The organism is Comamonas piscis (assembly GCF_014109725.1).
GTDB classification, from domain to species: domain Bacteria; phylum Pseudomonadota; class Gammaproteobacteria; order Burkholderiales; family Burkholderiaceae_C; genus Comamonas; species Comamonas piscis.
This window is the reverse complement of the sequence record NZ_CP058554.1, coordinates 4,678,222-4,702,001: the sequence shown is the minus strand read 5'-3', so window position 1 is coordinate 4,702,001 and position 23,780 is coordinate 4,678,222. Positions and strand designations below refer to the sequence as shown.

Genomic DNA, 23,780 nt, shown 5'->3' with positions numbered 1-23,780 from the left:
CACTGGCGTCTGCTGCAAGGGCTGCATCGCTGCGGTGCAACGGGCTTGGATGGCAGAAGAGCTTCCGCTTCGTTGCGCCAGCAAGCAAAACAACCCATGCATGCCATGTGCCATCCGCGATGCATTCCATCGTCCATCACGATGTCACAGACAGGACATTGTTCACCAAATATATCCAATGAATGCAGATTTAGTTGAGCATGCAAGGAATTGCCATTTTTTGGAACAATCTAGGCTGTTCCGTTCAGCCTGACCGCGGCATCAAGCCCCAGCAGGAAGGGATACCTTTCGTGACATGCCGGGGGTGCGCAGGGTAAGTACCTAGAATAGGTGCCACCTTTTGACCGCGCTTTTCAGCTCATCGCGGTTCCCTGCGAACGGGCCCATCCCCTCACTCGCTTGCCTTGACTCCCGATATCCCGGGTCTCGATGAACCCGTTGATATGCGCCCACAACGCGCTGCGCCTTGCGCTGTCCTGCTCTGATATGTAGAGGACACATGACTTCGCTGACTGCTGAACAAGGTGCGGCTGCCGCACCTGCCAACCGCCCCCTTAACCGGGATGACTACAAGACCCTGGGCCTGTCGGCCCTGGGCGGCACCCTGGAGTTTTATGACTTCGTGGTGTTTGTGTTTTTCGCCAATGTGCTGGGAGCGCTGTTCTTCCCACCCTCCATGCCCGATTGGATGCGCCAACTGCAGACCCTGGGCATTTTTGCGGCTGGCTACCTGGCCCGCCCCATTGGCGGCATTTTGATTGCGCACTACGGCGATATTCTGGGCCGCAAGAAGATGTTCACCCTGTCGGTGTTCCTGATGGCGGTACCGACCCTGGTCATTGGCTTGCTGCCAACCTATGAAACCATCGGCCTGGCCGCTCCCTTCCTGCTGTTGGCCATGCGCGTGCTGCAAGGCGCGGCGATCGGCGGCGAGATGCCTGGCGCCTGGGTGTTTGTGGCCGAGCATGCACCGGCCAAGCGCTATGGTTTTGCGATTGGCTCGCTGACCTCGGGCATCACCGGCGGCATTTTCCTGGGCTCGATCATTGGCGTCTGGCTCAACAGCGTCTACAGCCCTGCCGAGATCCACGACTGGGCCTGGCGCATACCCTTCATTCTGGGTGGTGTGTTTGGCCTGGTGTCGGTGTATCTGCGCAAGTTCTTGCACGAGACCCCCATCTTCCAGGAGATGCAGGCGCGTAAAAAGGTAGACCGTGAACTGCCGCTGAAGACCATCCTGCGCGACCACCGCGAAGCCAGCGTGGTCGTGGCGCTGATGACCTGGATCCTGTCCACCGCCGTGGTGGTTGTGATTCTGTTTACGCCGTCCTACCTGCAAAAGGTGTTCCACATCGCGCCTGCGGTGGCCCTCAAGGCCAATGCGGTGGCTACCGTCACCTTGACGATCGGCTGCGTGTTCTGGGGCTGGCTGTCGGACCAATGGGGCACGCGTGCCGCGATGGTGCTGGGCTGGGGCGGAATGGCAGTGACTGCCTATCTGTTCTACCTGAATCTGCCGGGCACGGAGCTCTCGCTGATCTGGACCTATGCGCTGGTCGGCTTCTTTGTGGGTGCGATCTCGTTGCTGCCGGTGGTGGGCGTGCGCGCCTTCCCGCCAGAGGTGCGTTTCACGGGCTTGTCCTTCTCCTACAACATGGCCTATGCGGTGTTTGGTGGCCTGACCCCCATGCTGGTCTCCGTCTGGCAACAGGCCGATGTGATGGCCCCCGCCCACTATGTGGCGGCAATGGGTGTACTGGGCGTGGCCATGGGCTTCTGGCCGCTGGCCGTCAAGGGCTGGGTTGCCAAGCGCTGATACCGCTTCGGTCTGACGACCCGCACAACCCGCTGCATGCGCTCGCATCAGCGGGTTTTCTTATGTCGGGCCCGTGGGCGCGCGCAGGTCTGAGACAATTTCGCCATGACTACCACCCGCCACGACATGCTGCAGGCCTTTGATGCGCTGCTGCAGCCCGCCCGCTTCAAAGACTATGGCCCCAATGGCTTGCAGGTGGAGGGCAAGGCGGAGATCCGCAAGCTGGTCAGCGGTGTGACGGCATCCCGCGCCTTGATCGAGGCGGCGATTGCTGCCCAGGCCGATGCCATCTTTGTGCACCACGGCCTGTTCTGGCGCGGCTACGACGGCCGTATCACCGGCTGGATGAAGCAGCGCATTGAGCTGCTGATCAAACACGACATCAACCTGTTTGCCTACCACCTGCCGTTGGATGCCCACCCCGAGCTGGGCAATAACGCGCAATTGGGCGCGCAGTTGGGCTGGCAGGCCGATGCGCGCTTTGGCGATCAGGAGCTGGGCTTTATTGGCAACCTGGATGTCGTGGCCCCCGCTGAAGTCGCGGCACATATACAACAGGTGCTGGGCCGCTCCGTCACCTTGGTGACGGGCGAGACGCCGCGGCCCATCCGCCGCATGGCCTGGTGTACGGGCGGGGCGCAGGGCTTCTTCGAGGCGGCGATGGCCGCCGGCGCCGATGGCTTTCTGACCGGCGAAATATCCGAGCCCCAGGCCCATTTGGCACGTGAGACTGGTGTGAGCTTTTTTGCAGCCGGCCACCATGCCACCGAGCGCTACGGGGCGCCAGCGGCTGCGGCCGTTGTGGCCCAGCAGTTGGGTGTGGCGCACAGCTTCATCGATATCGACAATCCCGCTTAAGCCTTCGCTTCCAAAGACATGACTGCCCCTTTAGCCCCCTTGCTCGCCATCACCCAGGGCGACCCTGCCGGCATTGGCCCGGAAATCGTGGCCAAGGCCTTTCGCGATGCGCCTGAGCAGATGCAGGGCTGCTTTGTGGTGGGCGAGGTGCAGACCATGCGTCGCGCCGCGCAGATCCTGCAAGGCCCGGGCCGCTGCGCGCTGCCGGTGGCCGAGATCGCTGATCCGCAGGAGGCTTGGCAGGTGCCGCCGCGTTGCATGCCGGTGTTCCCGCTGCCAGGTTTGCCGGGCCCCTTGCCTTTTGGCCAGGTGCAGGCCGAAGCGGGGCGCGCCGCCGCAGAATGCGTGCGCTGGGCGGCCCGCCAGGCCTTGCAAGGGGAGATTGCCGGTTTGGTGACGGCGCCCTTGAACAAGGAAGCACTGCATCTGGCGGGGCTGGCGTTCCCCGGCCATACCGAGCTGCTGCAGGCCGAAGCCGCCGAACATGCCGGCGTGCCGCTGGCGCACATGCCGGTGCGCATGATGCTGGCCAATGACGCGCTGCGCACGGTGCTGGTAAGCATCCATGTATCGCTGCGCGATGCCATTGCGGCGGTGACCCAGGAGCAGGTGCTGGAGACCATCCGCATCACCCACGAGGCCTTGCTGCGTGCACTGGGCCGGCCACCCAGGATTGCAGTGGCAGGGCTTAACCCGCATGCCGGTGAGGCGGGCCTGATGGGCCGTGAAGAGCTGGAGCACATTGCGCCCGCCGTGGCGGCTGCGCAGGCGCTGGGCATACAGGTGATCGGGCCAGAGCCGCCCGATACGGTGTTCATGCGTGCCCGCCACAGCGCCGAGCGCCCAGGGGCCTTTGATGTGGTGGTGGCCATGTACCACGACCAGGGCCTGATCCCCGTGAAGTACCTGGGGCTGGACGAGGGCGTGAACGTGACCTTGGGCCTGCCGCTGGTGCGCACCAGCCCCGACCATGGCACCGCCTTTGATATTGCCGGCCAGGGCCTGGCCGATGCAGCCAGCCTGATTGCGGCGGTACAGATGGCACGCCGCTTGGCCGCAGGGCAGGGGCAGGCATAAAAAAGCAGCCTCGTGCGGCTGCTGGGGTGTCGCTGCAAAGGAAGCAGGATTTCTGCTTCTTTGTTGCAAAAAATCAACGCTTTTGCTGCAGGCTGTCGCGGATTTCACGCAGCAGCACCACGTCTTCGGGCGTTGCGGCAGGGGCGGCCGGCGTTTCGCGTTTGAGACGGTTGATCTGCTTGACCATCAGGAAAATGATGAAGGCCAGGATCGCAAAGTTCACCGCCACCGTTATGAAGTTGCCATACGCAAACACGGGAATGCCGGCTTTTTTCAGCGCATCGAGTGTGCGCGGAATACCGTCGGGAATGGTGCCCAGCACCACGAATAGATTGGAGAAGTCCAGCTTGCCAAAGACCAAGCCGACGATAGGCATGATCAAGTCATTGACGACCGAATCGACGATCTTGCCAAAAGCGGCGCCGATGATCACACCAACGGCCAGATCCATCACATTGCCCTTGACCGCAAACTCGCGGAATTCCTTTATGAAGCTCATGCGCTGCTCCTGTCAAATAAACATGACGACTAGTATCGCTCAGCTTCAAGGGTTTCGGCGCATTGCATGATGGGCAAGACACTTCGTACAATCCGCCAAAAACCGAGATATAAGCGTTGACCAAGGAGCCCCATGAGTGATTCTTCCATCGACTCCAGTAAAAGGACGTGGCTGATAGCGTCGGGATGCGCAGGTGCTGTCGGAGGAGTCGCCACTGCGGTTCCCTTTGTCAGCTCCTTCAGTCCCTCAGAAAAGGCCAAGGCCGCTGGCGCCGCCGTTGAAGTGGATATCTCGGATCTCAAGCCTGGCGAGAAAATCACCGCCGAATGGCGCGGCAAGCCGATCTGGATCATGCGCCGAACCCCCGAGCAAATCGCCGAGCTGCCCCAACTGGACGGGCAGCTCGCTGACCCCAAATCCGAGCGCACGGCCTATCCCACACCGGACTACGCGAAGAACGAAACCCGCTCCATCAAGCCCGATGTGCTGGTGGTCATCGGCATCTGCACCCACCTGGGCTGCTCGCCCACGGACAAGCTGCAGCCCGGTCCCCAACCGTCCTTGCCCGATGACTGGAAGGGCGGCTTTCTCTGCCCCTGCCACGGCTCCACCTTTGACCTGGCCGGGCGTGTGTTCAAGAACAAACCTGCTCCCGACAACCTTGAGGTGCCAGCGCATCAGTATCTAACCGATACCCGGCTGCTCATTGGCGAAGACAAAAAAGCATAAGGAGGCGCCATGGCACACGAATTCAAGGACATATCGCCGAACGCGACATTGGGCGCCAAGGCCGGCAACTGGCTGGAAAACCGCTTCCCCACGGCATTTGACGCCTACCGGGTCCACATGTCGGAGTACTACGCGCCCAAGAACTTCAACTTCTGGTACATCTTTGGCTCTCTGGCGCTGCTGGTGCTGGTGATCCAGATCGTCACCGGCATCTTCCTGGTGATGCACTACAAGCCGGATGCCGAGAAAGCCTTTGCGTCGGTCGAGTACATCATGCGTGATGTGCCCTGGGGCTGGCTGATCCGCACCATGCATTCCACCGGTGCTTCGGCCTTCTTTGTCGTGGTCTACCTGCACATGTTCCGTGGCCTTTTGTACGGCAGCTACCGCAAGCCGCGTGAGCTGGTCTGGGTGTTTGGCTGCGCCATCTTCCTGTGCCTGATGGCTGAGGCCTTCATGGGCTACCTGCTGCCTTGGGGCCAGATGTCGTACTGGGGCGCGCAGGTGATCGTCAACCTGTTCTCGGCCATTCCCTTTATCGGTCCGGACCTGGCCCTGCTGATCCGGGGCGACTATGTGGTGGGCGATGCCACCTTGAACCGCTTCTTCGCTTTCCACGTGATTGCGGTGCCGCTGGTGCTGCTGGGCCTGGTGGCGGCGCACTTGCTGGCTTTGCACGATGTGGGTTCGAACAACCCCGATGGCATCGAAATCAAGGGCCCCAACGCGCCCAAGGACGCGCAGGGCCGGCCGCTCGATGGCGTGCCCTTCCACCCTTATTACACGGTACATGACCTGTTCGGTGTGGCGGTGTTCCTGTTCATCTTCTCGGCGATTGTGTTCTTTGCGCCCGAGATGGGTGGCTACTTCCTGGAGTACAACAACTTCATCCCGGCCGACCCGCTGAAGACGCCCAACCACATTGCCCCCGTCTGGTACTTCACGCCGTTCTATTCGATGCTGCGCGCCATCACCGGCGAGATGATGGTGGCCTTGTCGGTGATCCTGGTGGCCGCTGTTGCCTATGTCTGCATCAAGACCCGCATGGCGGCGATCCTCAAGGCGCTGCTGGTGCTGGTGGGCCTGGTGGTGCTGGCAATGTTCGGCACCTTTGCCTTTACCGGCATTGCGGCCTTGGGTGGCATTGACGCCAAGTTCTGGGGCGTGGTGGTGATGGGGCTCGCGGTGATCATTCTGTTCTTCCTGCCCTGGTTGGACCACAGTCCGGTGCGCTCCATCCGCTACCGCCCGCATTGGCACAAGTATGTGTATGCCGTTTTTGTCGTGAACTTTGTCGTGCTGGCCTACCTGGGGGTGCAGCCGCCATCGCCGATTGGTGAAAAAGTTTCCCAGGTGGGCACGTTGTTCTACTTTGGCTTTTTTCTGCTGATGCCGTGGTGGAGCCGCAAAGGCACACCCAAGCCGGTGCCTGAGCGCGTCACCTTCCATGCGCACTGAACCAGAAAGCACCCCACGATGAAAAAAATCATTCTCTCTGCATGCCTGGGCCTGAGCGTTCTTTTCGGTGCGGGCGCGGTGCAGGCTGCCGAAGGCGGTGTCGCCTGGGACAAGTTCAAGCCCGACACCACGAACACCACCTCTTTGCAAAACGGCGCCAAGCTGTTCGTGAACTACTGCCTCAGCTGCCACTCTGCGGCCTTCATGCGCTACAACCGCCTGCAGGACATCGGCCTGAGCGAGCAGCAGATCAAGGACAACCTGCTGTTCACCACCGACAAGGTGGGCGAGACCATGAAAGCCGCCATTGATCCCAAGCAGGCCAAGGAGTGGTTTGGCGCCAATCCGCCGGACCTGACCTTGGTGGCCCGATCACGTGCCAGCCACCAGGGCACGGGTGCGGATTACCTCTACACCTTCCTGCGCACCTTCTACAAGGACGACACTAAACCCACGGGCTGGAACAACCTGGCTTTCCCCTCGGTTGGTATGCCCCATGTGCTCTGGGAACTGCAGGGTGTGCGTGTTCCTGTGTACCAAGAATCGGAATCACATGGCCATAAAACCCAGGTGTTCGCCGGCTGGAGCCAGGTCACGCCCGGCAAGATGAGCTCGACCGAATTCGATAAGAGTGTGGGTGATTTGGTGAACTATCTACAATGGATGGGTGATCCCAACCAGAACACCCGTATGCGCGTCGGCGTCGGGGTGTTGATTTTTCTGCTGGGACTCATCTTCATCACCTGGCGTCTGAATGCGGCGTTCTGGAAAGATGTGAAGTAAACGTATTTGCGTGCAGCCGCTTCGGGCCCTGTGAGCAGGGCTTGAATTGGGGTAGCCGATTTGTGTAGAGTGGGCGGCATTGACTGCTGTCCACTCTTTTTTGATTTTGAGGAGCCTCTCACCATGATGGTGCTTTATTCGGGAACGACCTGCCCTTTCTCCCACCGCTGCCGCTTCGTGCTGTTCGAAAAGGGGATGGATTTTGAAATCCGTGATGTGGACCTGTTCAACAAGCCCGAAGACATCAGTGTGATGAACCCCTACGGCCAGGTGCCAATCCTGGTCGAGCGTGATCTGATCCTGTACGAGTCGAACATCATCAACGAGTACATCGACGAGCGCTTTCCGCACCCACAACTGATGCCCGGCGACCCGGTCGAGCGTGCCCGTGTGCGTCTGTTCCTGCTGAACTTCGAAAAAGAGTTGTTCACCCACGTGCACACCTTGGAAGAGCGTGCTGTCAAGGGCAACGAGAAGGCCCTGGAAAAGGCCCGCTCGCAGATCCGCGACCGCCTGACCCAGATGGCACCGGTGTTCCTGAAGAACAAGTTCATCCTGGGCGAGAACTTCTCGATGTTGGATGTGGCCATTGCGCCGTTGCTGTGGCGCCTGGATTACTACGGTATCGAGCTGTCCAAGAATGCAGCCCCGCTGCTGAAGTATGCGGAACGCATCTTCTCGCGCCCTGCCTATATCGAGGCACTGACGCCTTCCGAAAAGGTCATGCGCAAGTAAAAGCCGCTGGACCCGCTTTTTGGCGGGTTGCATGCGGGCGGTGCCAGTGGGATAGACCGCTGGCGCTGCTGAGAGCAGAAAGTGCCCAATGAGTGAAATCCAGACGACATCCACCCAGCCTTATTTGATCCGTGCCTGGGTGGAGTGGTGCAATGACAATGGCCTGACCCCGTACCTGAGCGTTCGCGTGGACAAGACCGTGCTGGTCCCGCGCGAGTTCGTCAAAGACGGCGAAATTGTGCTCAACATCAGCTATGACGCCACCAGCGCGCTCAAGCTGGGCAATGACTACATTGAGTTCACTGCCCGTTTTGGCGGTGTGCCGCGCGACATCATGGTGCCCGTCAGCCGCGTGGTCGCCATTTTTGCGCGCGAAACCGGCCAGGGCATGGGCTTCCCACCGCCAGAGGATCTGCTCGACGACGATGCGGACATTGCCATGTCAGCGTTGGAAGCGGAGCGAGAAGAGGGTGACGAAGCAGCTACGGAGGCGGACACCGCTGCGCCGGTCATGCAGGTTGTCGCCTCTAGTGACGAGGCGCCTGCAGGCGATGGTAAGACCCCAGCTCGGCCTGGCAAGGCGGGCAAACCGTCCCTCAAGCTGGTCAAATAGCCGGTCTCGGCTTTTCCACGGGCAATCCCGTATAGAATGCCGAATGTTGCCGGTTTAGCTCAGTTGGTAGAGCAACCGCCTTGTAAGCGGTAGGTCATCAGTTCGATTCCGATAACCGGCACCAGAGCTTTACAAAGCCGTTCTCAGCAAGCGCTGGGAACGGCTTTTTTGCGTCTGGGCTTGCGATGGGGTCTTGGCTGCGCGTTATCAGCGCAGTACTTTGAGGCGGATATCGGCCGTCGGGTAGCCTTTGACGCGTAGATGGGCAGCCATCGCGGGCAGCAGCTGCTTCATCTTGGCAGCGCAGGCATTGTTGGCCACCAGCAGGCACCATTGGTCGCCATCGATGGGGCCGGGCTTGATGGAGGCGCGCAGCATCGGCGGAATCAGAAATTCCACCAGTTGGAAGCGGGTAGAGGACTCCCGCGTCAAGGCCACCAGGCTCGCCAGGGTGGGGGCCTCGCTCGCGGCTTGTTCTACGGTGACGGCGAAATGCCGACGTTGGGGCTTGATCATGGCAGGGGACATCCAAAGCTGTGGCAGGCGCGATAGCCATACATTGCAATGCACCTGCCACAACGCATTCTATTCAGGGTTGTAGAATGTTTTATTCGGCTGGCATGGTTTTCGGTATTGAAGCCGGGGTCATTGCCTCCATCTGACACAACACTAAACACTAGGAATTCCGGTCGCATGGCAGGGGTGGACGCAAGTGCTGCCTCTGGTTGTGTGGTTCTGTTCGCATGGCAACCAATTTCTTCACCAAAATTTTTGGCAGTCGCAATGATCGCCTGCTCAAGCAATACCGCAAGGTCGTCACGCGCATCAACGCGATGGAGCCTGAGTACGAAAAGCTCAGCGACGAGCAATTGCGCGAGAAGACGCAGGAGTTCAAAAACCGGGTCGCCGGTGGAGAGTCACTGGACGATATCTTGCCCGAGGCTTTTGCCGTCGTGCGCGAAGGCTCCAAGCGGGTGATGAAGATGCGTCACTTCGATGTGCAGATGCTGGGCGGTATGGCCCTGCATTACGGCAAGATTGCCGAAATGCGCACGGGTGAGGGCAAGACCCTGACAGGCACCCTGCCGGTGTACCTGAACGCCTTGAGCGGCGGTGGCGTGCACGTGGTGACGGTCAATGATTACCTCGCTACTCGTGATGCCACCTGGATGGGACGGCTCTACAACTTCCTGGGTTTGAGCGTCGGTATCAACCTGTCGCAGCTGCCCAAGCATGAAAAGCAGGCCGCCTACAACTCCGACATCACCTACGGTACCAACAACGAGTACGGCTTTGACTACCTGCGCGACAATATGGTGCAGGATGCCAGCGAGCGCGTGCAGCGCAATTTGAATTTCGCCATCGTTGACGAGGTGGACTCGATCCTGATCGATGAAGCGCGTACGCCGCTGATCATCTCCGGCCAAGCCGAAGACCATACCGCTGCCTATCTGGCGATGCGCGAAGTGGTGCCAACCCTCACCCGCCAAGAAGGCGAAGCCGACCCCCGCACAGGTGAAGGCGTGACCAAGCCAGGCGATTTCACGGTCGATGAAAAAGGCCACCAGATCCACTTGACCGAGCAGGGCTACGAAGCGGCAGAGCGCATTCTGGCGGAAAAGGGCATGCTGGCCGAAGGCGCATCGCTCTACGATCCCGCCAACATCACCCTGGTGCACCAACTGTATGCGGCGCTGCGCGCCCAGCATCTCTACCACCGCGACCAGCACTATGTGGTGCAGGGCGGCGAGGTGGTGATTGTCGATGAATTCACCGGCCGTCTGATGTCAGGCCGCCGCTGGAGCGAAGGCCTGCACCAGGCCGTTGAAGCCAAGGAAGGCGTGGAAATCCAGGCCGAGAACCAGACCCTGGCATCGATCACCTTCCAGAACTACTTCCGCCTGTACAACAAGCTGGGTGGCATGACGGGCACGGCAGATACCGAAGCCTATGAGTTCCAGGAAATCTACGGTCTGGAGACCGTGGTGATTCCACCCAACCGCCCCAGCAAGCGCGACGACCAGCTGGACCGCGTCTACAAGACCACGCCCGAAAAGTACACGGCTGCAATCAATGACATCCGCGAGTGCTATGAGCGCGGTCAGCCGGTGCTGGTGGGTACGACCTCGATCGAGAACTCTGAAATCATCGACGAGATGCTGAAAAAAGAGAACCTGCCTCACCAGGTACTCAATGCCAAGCAGCACGAGCGCGAGGCAGACATCATTGCCCAGGCGGGACGCCCAGGCGTGATCACCATTGCGACCAATATGGCCGGTCGGGGTACCGACATTGTGCTGGGTGGCAATATCGAGAAGCAGATTTCTGCCATCGAGAACGACGAGTCGCTGACGGAGACCGAGCGTCGCAACAAGGTGGATGCCTTGCGCGCCGACTGGAAGGTCGAGCACGACAAGGTGACCGAGCTGGGCGGCCTGCGCATCATCGCCACCGAGCGCCATGAGTCGCGCCGTATCGACAACCAGCTGCGAGGCCGTGCCGGCCGCCAGGGTGACCGCGGTTCCTCACGCTTCTATCTGTCGCTGGACGACCAGCTGATGCGCATCTTCGCGGGCGACCGTGTCAAGGCCATCATGGAGCGCCTGAAGATGCCCGATGGCGAAGCCATTGAGGCGGGCATTGTGACCCGCTCCATCGAGAGCGCTCAGCGCAAGGTGGAAGCACGCAATTTCGACATGCGCAAGCAATTGCTTGAATACGACGATGTGGCCAATGACCAGCGCAAGGTCATCTACCAGCAGCGCAACGAGATCCTGGATGCCGCTGATCTGTCTCCCATGATTGATGGCATGCGCGACAGCGCACTGGCCGATATCGTGCGCCAGTACGTGCCCGTGCAGTCGATGGAAGAGCAGTGGGACCTGGCTGGCCTGGAAAAGGTGCTGCGCGACGAGTGGCAGATCAACCTGCCGCTGGTGCAGCTGCTGGAAGGCGCCGAGTCGATCACCGACGAGGAGATCGAAGAGAAGGTGGTGGCTGAAGGCGCGCGTCTTTTCAACGATAAGCTGGAGCAGGCGGGCAAGGAGAACTTCATGCAGTTCATGCGTGCGGTGCTGCTGCAGACCCTGGATTCCAGCTGGCGCGACCATCTGGCTGCGCTGGACTACCTGCGCCAAGGCATCCACCTGCGCGGCTATGCACAAAAGCAGCCCAAGCAGGAATACAAGCGCGAGGCATTCGAGCTGTTCAGCCAGCTGATTGACCAGGTCAAGACGCAGGTGACCCGCGTGATGATGTCGGTGCAGATCCGCTCGCCCGAGCAGCTCGATGAAGCCACCGAGCAGCTGGAGCAAAGCAACGACCGCACGGCGCATGTGACCTACAGCGGCCCTGACGAATCGGGCGATGCCGAGGCCAGCGAACCTTTGGCGCTGCCAGAGGGCGCGCGCGTGTCCCGTAACGACCCATGCCCATGCGGCAGCGGCAAGAAATACAAGCTCTGTCACGGTAAACTCGCATAATTACCGGATTGCTTCACCACAACGGGCGTTGACTGGTTCATCGCCCGTTTTTTCATGGTTTCAAGGAAAAGACTGATATGCCCGTCAATTTGAAAGCCCCCGTAGCGCAGGACTTGGCGCCTGTTGCCGGTATTCGTATTGGTGTGACGGAGGCCGGCGTGCGCAAGGCCAACCGCAAGGATGTGACGGTGTTTTTGCTGGACGAGGGCAGCCATGTGGCTGGCGTGTTCACCAAGAACCGCTTTTGCGCCGCGCCCGTGCAGATCTGCCGCGAGCATCTGGCCAGCCACGGCCAGGCGATCCGCGCCATCGTCATCAACACCGGCAATGCCAATGCTGGCACCGGCGCTGATGGCCTGGCCCGCGCGCATGCCACCTGCGATGCACTCGCTGGTCTGTTGAAGATTGATACCCAGCAAGTGCTGCCGTTCTCGACCGGCGTGATCATGGAGCCGCTGCCGGTGGACCGCATCACCGCTGGCCTGCCCGCCGCCATTGCTGACGCACAGCCGACCCACTGGGCCAAGGCCGCCGAGGGCATCATGACCACCGACACCCTGCCCAAGGCGTTCTCTGCGTCGGCCACGGTAGGTGGTAAGACGGTGCAGGTCACCGGTATCAGCAAGGGCGCGGGCATGATTCGCCCCAATATGGCGACCATGCTGAGCTTTTTGGGCACCGATGCAGCTATCAGCCCCGAGCTGATGCCAGCGCTGGCCAAGACCCTGGCGGACCAGTCCTTCAACCGCATCACGATTGACGGCGACACCTCAACCAATGACTCCTTTGTCGTGGTTGCTACCAACCAGGCAGGCAATGCCCCCATCACCGACTGGAACACCGCGGACGGCCAGGCTTTGATGACCGCGCTGCGCGAGGTGGCTCAGAAGCTGGCGCAAGCGATTGTGCGCGACGGCGAGGGCGCCACCAAGTTCATCCAGATCGAGGTTGAGCAAGGCCGTACCGAAGAAGAATGCCGCCTGGTGGCCTATGCGATTGCGCATTCGCCACTGGTCAAAACGGCGTTCTTTGCCAGCGATCCCAACCTGGGCCGCATTCTGGCAGCTGTGGGCTACGCCGGTATCGATGATCTGGACCAAACCCAGATTGAGCTGTTCCTGGACGATGTGCATGTCGCCACCCAGGGCGGCCGCAACCCGGCCTACCAAGAGGCCGATGGCCAGCGCGTGATGAAACAGCAAGAAATTGTGGTGCGCGTGCAGCTGGGCCGGGGCAGCGCATCCACCCAGCTGTGGACCTGCGATCTGAGTCACGACTATGTGAGCATCAACGCGGACTACCGCTCCTGATACAGCGGCAGCCAGCCTGCCGGCGTGCCCCGCCATGGGGACCGCAGGCAGCGCTGGCTTTTCAACCTTGTGCGTCTGGATACCATGACCGAGTCCTCCACTTCCCCTTTTTCTCCGCTTGAGCGCTTGGTGCAGCGCGCCGAGCAGCTGATGCAGCGCATCGAGTCGGTGCTGCCCCAGGCGCTGCAGGCGCCGGCCGACTGGAACGACGCCATTGCCTGGCGTTACCGCAAACGCGCCAATGGCTGCGGTGTGCTGGAGCCCGTACGCCATGTGGGTCCGATGTCCCTGTCCGACCTGCAGAACATTGACGGCCAGAAGGAAAAGATTGCCCGCAATACCGAGCAGTTTGTGCAAGGCAGCACCGCCAACAATGTGTTGCTGACGGGTGCACGCGGTACCGGCAAGTCTTCGTTGATCCGCGCCTGTCTGCATGCCTATGCGCCCCAGGGCCTGCGCCTGATCGAGGTGGACAAGGCCGATCTCACGGATCTGCCGGACATTGTCGATGTGGTGGCCGGCCGGCCTGAGAAATTCATCATCTACTGCGATGACCTGAGTTTTGAAGAGGGTGAGCCCGGCTACAAGGCGATGAAGTCGATTTTGGATGGCTCCGTCTCCGCCGCCACCCCGAATGTGCTGGTCTATGCGACCAGCAACCGCCGCCATCTGCTGCCCGAGTACATGACCGATAACCTGGCACAGCAAAAGGGCGAGAACGGTGAGATCCATCCGGGCGAAGTGGTGGAGGAGAAGATTTCGCTGTCCGAGCGCTTTGGCCTCTGGGTCAGCTTCTACCCATTCAGCCAGGACGAATACCTGCGCGTGGTGGGCCAATGGCTGTCTGCGCTGGGTGCCCCTGAAGCGGATATTCAAGCCGCTCGGCCCGAGGCTTTGGTCTGGGCGCTGGAGCGCGGATCACGCAGTGGTCGCGTCGCCCACCAGTTTGCCCGTGACTGGGCTGGCCGCAGCGAGCGTCAGGTACAGACCCGACAGCAGATTGCCGATGTGGCGGATCTGGGCGAAGAAGCCCAAGATTGATAAAGAAAGGCTGCTACACGGTAGCCCTTGAAGACCTATGAGCCAGACTGAAACCACCGAAGCCCGCAGCTACACCGATGTCGCTGTGGGCGTGTTGATCCGTGAGAGCGACAATGCACTGCTGATTACAAGCCGCCCCCTGGGCAAACCGCGTGCGGGCTGGTGGGAATTCCCCGGCGGCAAGCTGGAGGCGGGCGAGACCGTGGAAGCAGCACTGCGCCGAGAGCTGGTTGAAGAACTCGGCATTCGCATCGACAACTGCATCGCCTGGAAGGTGACCGAGCATGACTACACGCATGCCTTGGTGCGCCTGCACTGGTGCAAGGTGACGCAGTGGTCGGGCGACTTTGAAATGCGCGAAGGCCAGCAGATGTCCTGGCAGCAATTGCCGCTGACGGTGCGCCCCGTGCTGGAGGGGTCCTTCCCCGTGTTGCAATGGCTGAGCGAGGAGCGTGGCCTGCCTTTTGATGCGGCCGCTTATGCCCATGCTGAGGAAGTTGCGCTGAAATAAGCGCTGCCTGAACGCTTTGCGGTCAGCGCGACGCTGCCACTGTTGGGGCGCGTTCAGTCTTCCAGACGCGGGTCGCCGTAGGGCTGGTCCAGCGGTGGGGATTCCGCAGGCACCCGGAAATCTTCATTGCCCCAGGCGCCCAGGTCAATCAGCTTGCAACGCTCGCTGCAAAACGGGCGAAACCGGTTGCTGCGTGCAAAGCTGGAAGGGCCGCCGCACTGGGGGCACTGGATGCTGGGGATTGCGTTATCTGCAGAAGAACTCATCCGGCTATTGTAGGGCGGCATGGTTTACCGCCTCCATCCCGCGCGCTTTAGCACTCAAGCGCAGAGCACCATTTCGTACTGACCGTCTTGCGTGGTCAGGCCCAGTTGGCCGCTCTCAGTCTTTTGCAGCATGCGGATGGAGATCATCAAGCGGTTGCCGCTGATCTCAGGGACCAGGTTAGCGCTGGGATCGATCTTGAGGCGCAGCAGCTGGTAGACGCGGCCCTGAGGCAGGTTTTGTTGGAACTGTCCACGCACAGTTGCAATGCGCTGCGGCGCACCGGCATCACGGAACATTCGCAGCAGCAGAATAAGGGCGCTGGCCAGCGGTGCAAACGAGGCCGTCCAGCCTTGCAGATCGGCTCTGCGGCTGCTGCTGTCCGCATGCAGCCAGGCATGGTAGCTGGGCAGGTCAAAGGTGCAGGTGCCGCCAGGGATGCCAGTGCGGTTGCGGATGGCCATCAGCCACTCGTTCTCGATCAACAGCTGGCTGGGCTTGCCATTTTGGGCACGCAACTGGGCATGGGCCGCGTCAATCTGGCCAATGACCTTGTCCAGCATGTCGACGGAAATCATGGGATTGTCGCGGTAGGCATTGAACTGCTGGCGCTGGCGCTCCAGGTCTTTGAGCAGGTCGGTTTTCAGATCGCTGCGCGAGGCAACGTCCATGACCTCGAACAAGGTGGTGATCGCAAAGTGGTGGTCAATATCCGTGTCGCGCTGCAGGAGTACGTCAAGCCGGCGCAGCAGGTACTCCAGGCGGAGATAGGCTCGCACACGTTCGTTGAAGGGGTACTCGTAAATAATCACGGATCAATCGGGCTGCGGAGGGCAGTAGTTGGCTATCAACTGATTGTATAGGTCGAATACTTGGTCGCCTAGCGCTTGTAACGACAGCGTTTCATTCCACAGCACCCAATCGGCCTTGCGCAGGCGCTGCAGGCGGCTGGCTTGCTGGGCCATGATGGCCTCGATGGCTGACTTGGACAGCTGGTTGCGCTGCTGCACGCGCGCGATCTGGGTGCTTTCCAGGCAGTCCACCACAATCACCTGGTCCAGGCGCGGGCTCCACTGGCTGGATTCGGCCAACAAGGGAATGTCGAAAATCACCAGCGGGGCATCCGTTTCGGTGCTGGCCTGCTGGTACTGCTGGTCGATAAGCTGGCGGATCAGCGGGTGCAGGATCCCTTCAAGCTGTGCCTTGAATGCGGGTTCGCGGAAAGCGGCATCCCGCATCTGTGCGCGGTCGAGTGCCCCATCCGCACCGATAAAGTGCGCGCCCATCTGCGCCGCAATCGGTGCAATGGCCGCGCCACCGGCCAAGGTCAGGCTGCGGGCAATCTGGTCGGCATCGATCACATGGCAGCCCCACTGGGCAAAGCCCTGGGTCACCGTGCTCTTGCCGCTGCCGATGCCCCCGGTGACGCCAATGCGCGGCCGCATATCAGGGCTGCAGCAAGCGGTCGACAATGCCGGTGCCGAACCACATCACCAAAAAGCCGGCGCCCGCCAAAAAGGGGCCAAAGGGGATGTAGCCGCCCTCGCGCAGGTTGGAGAAGATCTTCATCGCAATGCCAATGACCGCACCCACCACCGAGGAGAACAATGCGATGGGAATCAGCGCTTGCCAGCCAAACCAGGCGCCTAAGGCGGCCAGCAGCTTGAAATCGCCATAGCCCATGCCTTCCTTGCCGGTGAGCAGCTTGAAGGCCCAGTAAATCAGCCACAACACCAGATAACCGATGGCCGCGCCGAACAAGGAGTCCTTGAGGGACACATCAATCCAGCCCATCGCGCTGCAAAGCAGGCCCGCCCAGAGCAAGGGCAGGGTCAGGTCATCGGGCAGCAGGGTGGTGTCCCAGTCAATCAGCGCTGCCGTCAGCAGCATCGACGAAAAGAAGCACCAGGCCAACCCTGTAGCCCCCAGGCCCCAGCGGTGGATGCAGTAGGCCCACAGCAAGCTGTTGGCGATTTCAACCAGAGGATAGCGGGCAGAGATACGCGCACTGCACTGGCTGCATCGGCCACGCAGAAACAGCCAGCTGATGACGGGCACGTTCTCATACCAGCGGATCTGGTGGCTGCAATGCGGGCAGCGCGATGCGGGCGCCCAGAGGTTGAAACGGTCCGCTTTGGCCTCCGGCGTTGCCTCTGATTCGTGGGCCTGCGCCGTGTCTGTCGCTGCCAGCATGTCCTGGGCATCACGTCGCCACTGGCGCTCCAGCATCAGTGGCAGGCGGTGAACGACCACATTCAAAAAGCTGCCCACCAGCAGGCCGATCAGTGCAAACAGCGCTGTGTTCAATAGTGCTTCGGACACGCTTAAACCACCTGACCGAGCTTGAAAATAGGCAGGTACATCGATACCACAATGCCGCCGATGAGCGTGCCCAGAAACACGATGATGATGGGTTCCATCAGGCTGGACAAGCCGGCAACCGCCTCGTCCACTTCGGCTTCGTAAAAGTCGGCTGCCTTGCTCAGCATGTGGTCGATCGAGCCCGATTCTTCGCCGATCGCGCACATCTGCAACACCATCGAAGGGAAGACATTGGCGTCGGACATCGCAACTGTGAGGCTGGTACCAGTCGATACCTGCTGCTGGATCTTTTCAGTGGCCACCGCAAACACGGCATTGCCGGAGGCACCACCCACCGAGTCCAGTGCTTCGACCAAGGGCACACCGGCAGCAAACATCGTCGACAAGGTGCGCGTCCAGCGCGCCACGCAGGATTTCTCAATCAGCGGGCCAAAGATAGGTACCCGCAGCAGCCAGCGGTCCATCGTGCGTTGCATTTTTTCGCTGCGCTTCCAGGCCTGCAGGAAGAAGTAAATGCTGCCACCAATGCCAAAAAAGATCAGGTACCAGTAGCTCACAAAGAACTCGCTGATGGCCATCACGATCAAGGTCGGACCCGGCAGGTCAGCGCCGAATGAAGAGAACACATCCTTGAAAGCAGGGATCACAAAGATCATGATGATGGCCACCACGACAAAGGCCACGATGACCACCGAGGTCGGGTACATCAAGGCCGAGCGGATCTTGCTCTTGATGGCCTCGGTCTTTTCCATGTAAGTCGCGAGGCGGTCGAGCAGGCCTTCCAAGATACCGGCCGCTTCACCGGCTTCCACCAGGTTGCAGTACAGCGCATTGAAGTACATGGGGTGGCGGCGGAAAGCGGTGCTTAGCGACGAGCCCGACTCCACATCGCTGCGCACATCATTCAGTAGCTTGGTCACGCTGGGGTTGGTGCTGCCTCGGCCGACGATGTCAAAAGCCTGCAGCAAGGGCACACCGGCCTTCATCATCGTCGCCAGCTGGCGTGTGAACAGGGCGATGTCCTTGGGCTTGATGCGCTTGCCTGAGCGCATGCGGCGCTTTTTGATCTTGGACGGCAAGATGCCTTGGCGCCGCAAAGATGCGATGACCTGGTTTTCGCCGCCCGCGCGGGACTCGCCGCGCACGATCTTGCCGTTGCGGTCCTTGCCTTCCCACTCATAAACGGCTTCGTTCGATGTTTTCTTATTGACTGTGGTTGCCATTTATCCCTGCCCTCGTTGCTTTATTCGTTGGTGACGGCTAAGACCTCTTCCAGTGAGGTCAGTCCCTTTTTGACCTTGTGCAGGCCGGATGCACGCAAGGACCTAACGTTCTCCAGAACGGCCTGCTCCGCAATTTCCAGTGCGCTGCCATCGCGCAAGATGATGCGCTGTGTTTCTTCGGAGATCGGCATCACCTGGTAGATGCCCAGACGGCCCTTGTAGCCATTGTTGCAGGCGTCGCAGCCGACGGCCTCATAAGGCATCCAGGTGCCGTCCAGCTCTTCTTCCTTGAAGCCCGCTTCCAGCAAGGCCTCATGCGGAATCTCCGTGGGCCGCTTGCAGATGGGGCAGAGCTTGCGTGCCAGGCGCTGCGCGGTGATCAGGATCACGCTGGAGGCGATATTGAACGGCGCGATACCCATATTGCGCATACGCGTCAAAGTGGTGGGCGCGTCGTTGGTGTGCAGGGTGGACAGCACCAAGTGGCCGGTCTGCGCGGCCTTGATTGCGATGTCGGCGGTCTCCAAATCCCGGATTTCACCGACCATGATGATGTCGGGATCCTGGCGCAGAAAGGACTTGAGCGCCGTCGCAAAGGTCAAGCCGGCCTTCTCGTTCACGTTGACCTGGTTGACGCCCGGCAGGTTGATTTCGGAGGGGTCTTCCGCCGTCGCGATATTGACCGCCGGCGTATTGAGAATGTTCAGGCAGGTATAGAGCGACACGGTCTTGCCCGAGCCCGTGGGGCCGGTGACCAAAATCATGCCGTACGGCCGCTTGATAGCGCTCAGCAGGCGTGCCTTCTCTTCGGGCTCGTAGCCCAGCGCATCAATGCCCAGCTTGGCGCTGCTGGGGTCAAGAATACGGATAACGATCTTTTCGCCAAACAGCGTAGGCAGGGTGCTGACCCGGAAATCGATCACCCGGTCGGCGCCGATCTTCAGCTTCATCCGGCCGTCCTGGGGAACGCGCTTTTCCGAGATGTCCAGGCGCGAGATCACCTTGATACGCGAGGCCAGCTTGTCCTTGATCGCGGGAGGGGGCGAGGCAATCTCGCGCAGTTCGCCGTCAATGCGAAAACGGATGCGGTACTGGTGTTCGTAGGGCTCAAAGTGCAAATCAGACGCGCGCGCATTGAAGGCGTCGATGAGCATCTTTTGCAGAAACTTGACGATGGGCGCGTCTTCGACTTCGGTTTCGTCGCTGCTGCTGCTGTCGGTGTTCACCGATTCGTCATCAATCTCGAACTCATTGAGATTGACGTCACCGGTGATCATGTCCTGGATGTTGTCGCCACCCTTTTTGGCCACCACCTCCAGCGCTTTGACCAGCTTGGCATGCTCGGCGATGACCCAGTCCACGCTCAGCTGGGTCGAGAACTTGATCTGTTCGGCCACCGAATGGTCGGTGGGGTCAGCCGTGACTACTACCAGGCGGTTGCCGCGCTTGGCCAGTGGGATGATCTTGTTGGTCAGCGCCAGCTTGTTGTCGAGCAGGCCCGGTGCCAGCCGACTCAGGTCGATGGCATCGAGATCGACCATGGGTGCGCCATAAACCGTCGAGATGATGGTCGCAACATCGCTGCTGGAAACAGCGCCGCTGGCGACCAGTTCGCCAATAAAGCTGTTCTTGCTTTTGAGGCTGGTGGCGTACAGGGCCTCCGCCTTGGCAATGGGGAGTTTTCCGCTGGCAACCAGGGCTCTGGCGATACCGGGGAGGGCGACGGCTTTGGGGGGGGTGTTGATGTCAGGCATGTAAAGGGGACGCCTATCGTCTATAGCCTCGCTGCGTAATCCGGCAAACTTTAGCAGTTGTTCGGAGATTTAACAAAAGAATACGTCTGGCAGACGCGGTGACTGCAGTGGATCCGCGACAGTCAGCAGTATCAGTAAGTGGCTGCAGGCAGCCAAGCGTGCTACTCCCGACGATCAAGCAATTGCGATGCCAGGGTGTTCAGCGCCTGCGTATACGCATTGCGGGGCAGCAAGGCGAGGCAATCAATGGCCTCCTGGGCCTGCAGCGCAGCGGCAGCGCGGGTTGCGGCCAGCGAGCCGGTGTCCTTGACGACCTGCACGATATCCGCCATATGCGGGGTTGAGCCTTGTTCGATGGCATCGACAATCATCTGCCGATCTTGCGCGTTGGCGCGCTGCATGGCAATGATCAAGGGCAGGGTGACCTTGCCTTCGCGCAAATCATCGCCAATATTCTTGCCCATCACGGTGGTGTCACCATCGTAGTCCAGCGCATCGTCGATCACCTGAAAGGCAGTGCCCAGCGACCGGCCGTAGTTGGCGCAGGCCTCTTCCAGCTCCGCTGGCGCTTCTGTCAGTACCGCAGCCAGACGGGCGCTGGCCTCGAACAGCTTGGCGGTCTTGGAGCGGATGACGGCCAGGTAGCCCGCTTCATCCAGGTCCACGTTGTGTGTGTTGATCAGCTGCTGCACCTCGCCCTCGGCGATGATGTTGGTGGCTTCCGACAGGATCTGCATGACGCGCATGCTATCGGCGTCGACCATCATCTGGAAGGCGCGCGAGTGCAGAAAATCCCCGACCAGCACGCTGGCTGCATTGCCAAAGCTCTCATTGGCCGTGGGTTTGCCACGCCGCATGGTGGATTCGTCCACCACATCGTCGTGCAGCAAGGTGGCGGTGTGGATGAACTCCACCACGGCTGCCAGGTTGAAGTGCTGGTCGCCCCGGTACTCAAGGGCGCCGGCCACCAGCAGCAGCAGCGCGGGGCGCAAGCGCTTGCCGCCCGCCGAGATGATGTAGTGTGAGACCTCGCCAATCAGCGGTACGGAAGAGCTCAGGCGCCTGGCGATCACGGCATCAACCTGTCGCATATCGCCAGCGACGAGGCTCAAGGGGTTGGACGGGTTGGGAGTGTTGGACTCGGACAAGGCGGCTATCTCGGCATTGGATGGATAGCGCATTATAGAAACGAGAGCAGCGCCGCTTGCAGTCATGGCCCGTTGTCCGCCTTGGGGATGCGCTTTCTGACCGGCTTTGTGGTGCGAAAACGCGAGGGGTTTGCGTCTTTCAGTGCTCCGTGCTACAATCTTCGGCTCTTGCGAAATTTCTTTGCGAGACTATCCCCTTTTTAGAGGTTCTTATGTACGCGGTCATAAAAACCGGTGGCAAACAGTATCGTGTTGCTTCCGGCGAAAAAATCAAGGTAGAACAGATCGCTGCGGACGTAGGCCAAGAAATCGTGATCGACCAAGTTCTGGCAGTCGGCGACGGCGCAGAGTTGAAGGTTGGTACGCCCTTGGTGTCCGGAGCAACTGTGACGGTTACGGTAGTAGCCCACGGCAAGCACGACAAGGTTCGCATTTTCAAAATGCGTCGTCGTAAGCACTATCAGAAGCGCCAAGGCCATCGCCAGCAGTTCACTGAGCTGCAAATCGGCGCGATTGCAGCTTAACAGGAGCTATATCTCATGGCACAAAAAAAAGGCGGCGGCTCTACGCGCAATGGACGTGATTCCAAGCCAAAAATGCTGGGTGTGAAGGCTTTCGGTGGTCAATTGATCAGCGCTGGTTCGATCATCGTGCGTCAACGTGGCACCAAGTTCCACCCCGGCACCAATGTCGGTCTGGGCAAGGACCACACTTTGTTTGCTCTGGTGGACGGCCACGTGTCGTTCGAAACCAAGGGCGCTTTGTCCAAGCACACGGTGAGCATCACCAAGGCTGCTTAAGACAAGACAAGTGTCTTTAAGGCCATTGCTGGCCTTGTCCAAAGCCCCGCGCAGTCGGGGCTTTGGTGTTTTTGGGCCGACCCGCTTGGCGCCCCGGTGCGACAATAGCGGTTTTGGCAAGGCTGCAGCTTCGGGTTGCAGCAGAACAATTCCCGTAACTCCTGTACCAGGGCGGGTGGATAACGACCATGAAATTCGTAGATGAAGCGTTTATTGACATTGCAGCTGGCGATGGTGGCAATGGCTGTGTGTCGTTCCGCCATGAAAAGTACAAGGAGTTCGGTGGCCCGGACGGTGGTGATGGTGGGCGCGGCGGCCATGTCTATGCGCTGGCAGACGTCAACCTCAACACCCTGATCGACTACCGCTACTCGCGCCGCCACGACGCCGAGCGCGGCGAGCACGGCAAGGGCTCGGACATGTTTGGCTGCGCAGGCAAGGACATCACCTTGCACATGCCGGTGGGCACCATCATCACCGACGCCGAGACCGGCGAAGTGCTGTTTGAGTTGCTCAACCCGGGCGAGGTGATCACCATCGCCAAGGGCGGTGACGGCGGCTTTGGCAATTTGCGCTTCAAAAGTGCGATCAACCGTGCGCCTCGCCAGAAGACGCCCGGCTGGAAGGGCGAGCGCCGCAACCTGAAGCTGGAGCTGAAGGTGCTGGCCGATGTGGGCCTGCTGGGCATGCCCAATGCCGGCAAATCAACCTTTATCGCTGCGGTCTCCAACGCCCGCCCCAAGATTGCCGATTACCCCTTCACCACCTTGCACCCCAACTTGGGCGTTGTGCGCGTAGGTCCCGAAAAAAGCTTTGTCGTCGCGGATATCCCGGGTTTGATCGAGGGCGCGTCGGATGGCGCCGGCCTGGGTCACCAGTTTTTGCGCCATTTGCAGCGCACGCGCTTGCTGTTGCACGTCGTGGATGTAGCGCCGTTTGACGAGGGTGTGGATCCGGTGGCGCAGGCCAAGGCGATTGTAACTGAGCTGAAGAAATACGACGAAGACCTCTTCAACAAACCACGCTGGCTGGTGCTCAACAAGCTGGACATGGTGCCGGGTGATGAGCGGGTGGCCAAGGTCAAGGATTTCGTCAAGCGCTACAAGTGGAAGGGCCCCGTCTACGAGATCTCGGCCTTGACGCGTGAGGGCTGTGAGCCGCTGATCAAGGAGATCTTCCAGTTCGTGCACAAGATGCAAAAGGCCGAGCACGAGCCGGAAGACATCGATCCGCGCTTTGCTGCGGAAGCAGAGCCGGCGCAGCCTGATCTGTCGGACGATCCGCGCTTTTCTTCACGCGATTGATCGGCGCCTACGCACCTCCCAGGTTACTCATTCATTGACAGCTGCTTGCGCTC

24 protein-coding genes and 1 tRNA gene are annotated in these 23,780 nt (G+C 60.3%); 16 read left to right on the top strand and 9 right to left on the bottom strand.

The window, feature by feature from the left end; translation table 11 throughout:
• Window positions 1–499 precede the first annotated feature (499 nt).
• From HS961_RS21285 to pdxA, 3 genes are all read left to right on the top strand, one after another.
• Window positions 500–1,816, top strand: a complete 1,317-nt coding sequence (locus HS961_RS21285; protein WP_182325433.1) for an MFS transporter — start codon at window positions 500–502, stop codon at window positions 1,814–1,816.
• A gap of 105 nt (window positions 1,817–1,921) precedes the next feature.
• On the top strand, window positions 1,922–2,674 hold the full coding sequence (locus HS961_RS21280) for a Nif3-like dinuclear metal center hexameric protein (protein ID WP_182325432.1): 753 nt from the start codon (window positions 1,922–1,924) through the stop codon (window positions 2,672–2,674).
• An 18-nt stretch (window positions 2,675–2,692) separates the two neighbouring features.
• A complete protein-coding gene (pdxA, locus tag HS961_RS21275) occupies window positions 2,693–3,751 on the top strand; it encodes a 4-hydroxythreonine-4-phosphate dehydrogenase PdxA (RefSeq protein ID WP_182325431.1) in 1,059 nt (352 codons plus the stop codon).
• 73 nt (window positions 3,752–3,824) lie between these two features.
• On the opposite strand, the gene mscL is transcribed toward pdxA, so the two are convergent.
• A complete protein-coding gene (mscL, locus tag HS961_RS21270; RefSeq protein ID WP_182325430.1) occupies window positions 3,825–4,250 on the bottom strand; it encodes a large conductance mechanosensitive channel protein MscL in 426 nt (141 codons plus the stop codon).
• Between the two features lie 132 nt (window positions 4,251–4,382).
• On the opposite strand from mscL, the gene petA reads away from it, so the two are divergent.
• The 6 genes from petA to HS961_RS21240 all read left to right on the top strand — a co-directional run bounded on the left by petA (window position 4,383) and on the right by HS961_RS21240 (window position 8,692).
• A complete protein-coding gene (petA, locus tag HS961_RS21265; RefSeq protein WP_182325429.1) occupies window positions 4,383–4,979 on the top strand; it encodes a ubiquinol-cytochrome c reductase iron-sulfur subunit in 597 nt (198 codons plus the stop codon).
• Between the two features lie 9 nt (window positions 4,980–4,988).
• Window positions 4,989–6,437, top strand: coding sequence for a cytochrome b (locus HS961_RS21260; protein ID WP_182325428.1), 1,449 nt, complete (start codon window positions 4,989–4,991; stop codon window positions 6,435–6,437).
• A gap of 18 nt (window positions 6,438–6,455) precedes the next feature.
• Entirely contained in the window at window positions 6,456–7,220 is a 765-nt protein-coding gene (locus tag HS961_RS21255) for a cytochrome c1 (protein ID WP_182325427.1), read from the top strand.
• Window positions 7,221–7,343: 123 nt separating this feature from the next.
• Entirely contained in the window at window positions 7,344–7,955 is a 612-nt protein-coding gene (locus HS961_RS21250; protein WP_182325426.1) for a glutathione S-transferase N-terminal domain-containing protein, read from the top strand.
• 88 nt (window positions 7,956–8,043) lie between these two features.
• Window positions 8,044–8,568 (top strand): ClpXP protease specificity-enhancing factor, encoded by a 525-nt coding sequence (locus HS961_RS21245; RefSeq protein WP_182325425.1) that lies wholly within the window; start codon window positions 8,044–8,046, stop codon window positions 8,566–8,568.
• A gap of 48 nt (window positions 8,569–8,616) precedes the next feature.
• Window positions 8,617–8,692, top strand: a tRNA-Thr gene (locus HS961_RS21240).
• Window positions 8,693–8,775: 83 nt separating this feature from the next.
• Here the strand turns inward: HS961_RS21240 and HS961_RS21235 are convergent.
• Window positions 8,776–9,084, bottom strand: coding sequence for a hypothetical protein (locus HS961_RS21235; RefSeq protein WP_182325424.1), 309 nt, complete (start codon window positions 9,082–9,084; stop codon window positions 8,776–8,778).
• 227 nt (window positions 9,085–9,311) lie between these two features.
• On the opposite strand from HS961_RS21235, the gene secA reads away from it, so the two are divergent.
• From secA to HS961_RS21215, 4 genes are all read left to right on the top strand, one after another.
• The gene (gene secA / locus HS961_RS21230) at window positions 9,312–12,050 is read left to right on the top strand and encodes a preprotein translocase subunit SecA (protein WP_182325423.1); all 2,739 of its coding nucleotides are present in this window, start codon (window positions 9,312–9,314) and stop codon (window positions 12,048–12,050) included.
• Window positions 12,051–12,127: 77 nt separating this feature from the next.
• On the top strand, window positions 12,128–13,360 hold the full coding sequence (gene argJ / locus HS961_RS21225) for a bifunctional glutamate N-acetyltransferase/amino-acid acetyltransferase ArgJ (protein WP_182325422.1): 1,233 nt from the start codon (window positions 12,128–12,130) through the stop codon (window positions 13,358–13,360).
• Between the two features lie 84 nt (window positions 13,361–13,444).
• Window positions 13,445–14,401 (top strand): ATP-binding protein, encoded by a 957-nt coding sequence (locus HS961_RS21220; RefSeq protein ID WP_182325421.1) that lies wholly within the window; start codon window positions 13,445–13,447, stop codon window positions 14,399–14,401.
• Between the two features lie 37 nt (window positions 14,402–14,438).
• Window positions 14,439–14,912, top strand: a complete 474-nt coding sequence (locus HS961_RS21215; RefSeq protein WP_182325420.1) for an NUDIX domain-containing protein — start codon at window positions 14,439–14,441, stop codon at window positions 14,910–14,912.
• Window positions 14,913–14,965: 53 nt separating this feature from the next.
• Here the strand turns inward: HS961_RS21215 and HS961_RS21210 are convergent, their stop codons facing one another.
• The 7 genes from HS961_RS21210 to HS961_RS21180 all read right to left on the bottom strand — a co-directional run bounded on the left by HS961_RS21210 (window position 14,966) and on the right by HS961_RS21180 (window position 21,656).
• Window positions 14,966–15,178, bottom strand: coding sequence for a DNA gyrase inhibitor YacG (locus tag HS961_RS21210; RefSeq protein WP_182325419.1), 213 nt, complete (start codon window positions 15,176–15,178; stop codon window positions 14,966–14,968).
• 54 nt (window positions 15,179–15,232) lie between these two features.
• Complete coding sequence (gene zapD / locus HS961_RS21205; protein WP_182325418.1) at window positions 15,233–15,988, bottom strand: cell division protein ZapD; 756 nt, start codon at window positions 15,986–15,988, stop codon at window positions 15,233–15,235.
• 3 nt (window positions 15,989–15,991) lie between these two features.
• Window positions 15,992–16,621 carry a dephospho-CoA kinase gene (coaE, locus tag HS961_RS21200; protein ID WP_182325417.1) on the bottom strand — a complete coding sequence of 210 codons (630 nt, stop codon included), beginning with the start codon at window positions 16,619–16,621 and terminating at the stop codon, window positions 15,992–15,994.
• 1 nt (window position 16,622) lies between these two features.
• Entirely contained in the window at window positions 16,623–17,498 is an 876-nt protein-coding gene (locus HS961_RS21195; protein WP_238347694.1) for a prepilin peptidase, read from the bottom strand.
• 2 nt (window positions 17,499–17,500) lie between these two features.
• The gene (locus HS961_RS21190) at window positions 17,501–18,721 is read right to left on the bottom strand and encodes a type II secretion system F family protein (RefSeq protein WP_182325416.1); all 1,221 of its coding nucleotides are present in this window, start codon (window positions 18,719–18,721) and stop codon (window positions 17,501–17,503) included.
• 20 nt (window positions 18,722–18,741) lie between these two features.
• Complete coding sequence (pilB, locus tag HS961_RS21185) at window positions 18,742–20,475, bottom strand: type IV-A pilus assembly ATPase PilB (RefSeq protein WP_182325415.1); 1,734 nt, start codon at window positions 20,473–20,475, stop codon at window positions 18,742–18,744.
• 161 nt (window positions 20,476–20,636) lie between these two features.
• Window positions 20,637–21,656 carry a polyprenyl synthetase family protein gene (locus HS961_RS21180; RefSeq protein ID WP_182325414.1) on the bottom strand — a complete coding sequence of 340 codons (1,020 nt, stop codon included), beginning with the start codon at window positions 21,654–21,656 and terminating at the stop codon, window positions 20,637–20,639.
• 179 nt (window positions 21,657–21,835) lie between these two features.
• On the opposite strand from HS961_RS21180, the gene rplU reads away from it, so the two are divergent.
• The 3 genes from rplU to cgtA all read left to right on the top strand — a co-directional run bounded on the left by rplU (window position 21,836) and on the right by cgtA (window position 23,727).
• On the top strand, window positions 21,836–22,147 hold the full coding sequence (gene rplU / locus HS961_RS21175; RefSeq protein ID WP_027011098.1) for a 50S ribosomal protein L21: 312 nt from the start codon (window positions 21,836–21,838) through the stop codon (window positions 22,145–22,147).
• 15 nt (window positions 22,148–22,162) lie between these two features.
• A complete protein-coding gene (gene rpmA / locus HS961_RS21170; protein ID WP_182325413.1) occupies window positions 22,163–22,423 on the top strand; it encodes a 50S ribosomal protein L27 in 261 nt (86 codons plus the stop codon).
• A 188-nt stretch (window positions 22,424–22,611) separates the two neighbouring features.
• On the top strand, window positions 22,612–23,727 hold the full coding sequence (gene cgtA, locus HS961_RS21165; RefSeq protein WP_182325412.1) for an Obg family GTPase CgtA: 1,116 nt from the start codon (window positions 22,612–22,614) through the stop codon (window positions 23,725–23,727).
• Window positions 23,728–23,780 lie beyond the last annotated feature (53 nt).

Excerpts from the sequence above, each read along its gene's own strand:
- HS961_RS21285 (WP_182325433.1), top strand. The coding sequence starts at position 500 with ATGACTTCGCTGACTGCTGAACAAGGTGCGGCTGCCGCACCTGCCAAC.
- HS961_RS21280 (WP_182325432.1), top strand. The coding sequence starts at position 1,922 with ATGACTACCACCCGCCACGACATGCTGCAGGCCTTTGATGCGCTGCTG.
- pdxA (WP_182325431.1), top strand. The coding sequence starts at position 2,693 with ATGACTGCCCCTTTAGCCCCCTTGCTCGCCATCACCCAGGGCGACCCT.
- mscL (WP_182325430.1), bottom strand. The coding sequence starts at position 4,250 with ATGAGCTTCATAAAGGAATTCCGCGAGTTTGCGGTCAAGGGCAATGTG.
- petA (WP_182325429.1), top strand. The coding sequence starts at position 4,383 with ATGAGTGATTCTTCCATCGACTCCAGTAAAAGGACGTGGCTGATAGCG.
- HS961_RS21260 (WP_182325428.1), top strand. The coding sequence starts at position 4,989 with ATGGCACACGAATTCAAGGACATATCGCCGAACGCGACATTGGGCGCC.
- HS961_RS21255 (WP_182325427.1), top strand. The coding sequence starts at position 6,456 with ATGAAAAAAATCATTCTCTCTGCATGCCTGGGCCTGAGCGTTCTTTTC.
- HS961_RS21250 (WP_182325426.1), top strand. The coding sequence starts at position 7,344 with ATGATGGTGCTTTATTCGGGAACGACCTGCCCTTTCTCCCACCGCTGC.
- HS961_RS21245 (WP_182325425.1), top strand. The coding sequence starts at position 8,044 with ATGAGTGAAATCCAGACGACATCCACCCAGCCTTATTTGATCCGTGCC.
- HS961_RS21235 (WP_182325424.1), bottom strand. The coding sequence starts at position 9,084 with ATGATCAAGCCCCAACGTCGGCATTTCGCCGTCACCGTAGAACAAGCC.
- secA (WP_182325423.1), top strand. The coding sequence starts at position 9,312 with ATGGCAACCAATTTCTTCACCAAAATTTTTGGCAGTCGCAATGATCGC.
- argJ (WP_182325422.1), top strand. The coding sequence starts at position 12,128 with ATGCCCGTCAATTTGAAAGCCCCCGTAGCGCAGGACTTGGCGCCTGTT.
- HS961_RS21220 (WP_182325421.1), top strand. The coding sequence starts at position 13,445 with ATGACCGAGTCCTCCACTTCCCCTTTTTCTCCGCTTGAGCGCTTGGTG.
- HS961_RS21215 (WP_182325420.1), top strand. The coding sequence starts at position 14,439 with ATGAGCCAGACTGAAACCACCGAAGCCCGCAGCTACACCGATGTCGCT.
- HS961_RS21210 (WP_182325419.1), bottom strand. The coding sequence starts at position 15,178 with ATGAGTTCTTCTGCAGATAACGCAATCCCCAGCATCCAGTGCCCCCAG.
- coaE (WP_182325417.1), bottom strand. The coding sequence starts at position 16,621 with ATGCGGCCGCGCATTGGCGTCACCGGGGGCATCGGCAGCGGCAAGAGC.
- HS961_RS21190 (WP_182325416.1), bottom strand. The coding sequence starts at position 18,721 with ATGGCAACCACAGTCAATAAGAAAACATCGAACGAAGCCGTTTATGAG.
- pilB (WP_182325415.1), bottom strand. The coding sequence starts at position 20,475 with ATGCCTGACATCAACACCCCCCCCAAAGCCGTCGCCCTCCCCGGTATC.
- HS961_RS21180 (WP_182325414.1), bottom strand. The coding sequence starts at position 21,656 with ATGCGCTATCCATCCAATGCCGAGATAGCCGCCTTGTCCGAGTCCAAC.
- rplU (WP_027011098.1), top strand. The coding sequence starts at position 21,836 with ATGTACGCGGTCATAAAAACCGGTGGCAAACAGTATCGTGTTGCTTCC.
- rpmA (WP_182325413.1), top strand. The coding sequence starts at position 22,163 with ATGGCACAAAAAAAAGGCGGCGGCTCTACGCGCAATGGACGTGATTCC.
- cgtA (WP_182325412.1), top strand. The coding sequence starts at position 22,612 with ATGAAATTCGTAGATGAAGCGTTTATTGACATTGCAGCTGGCGATGGT.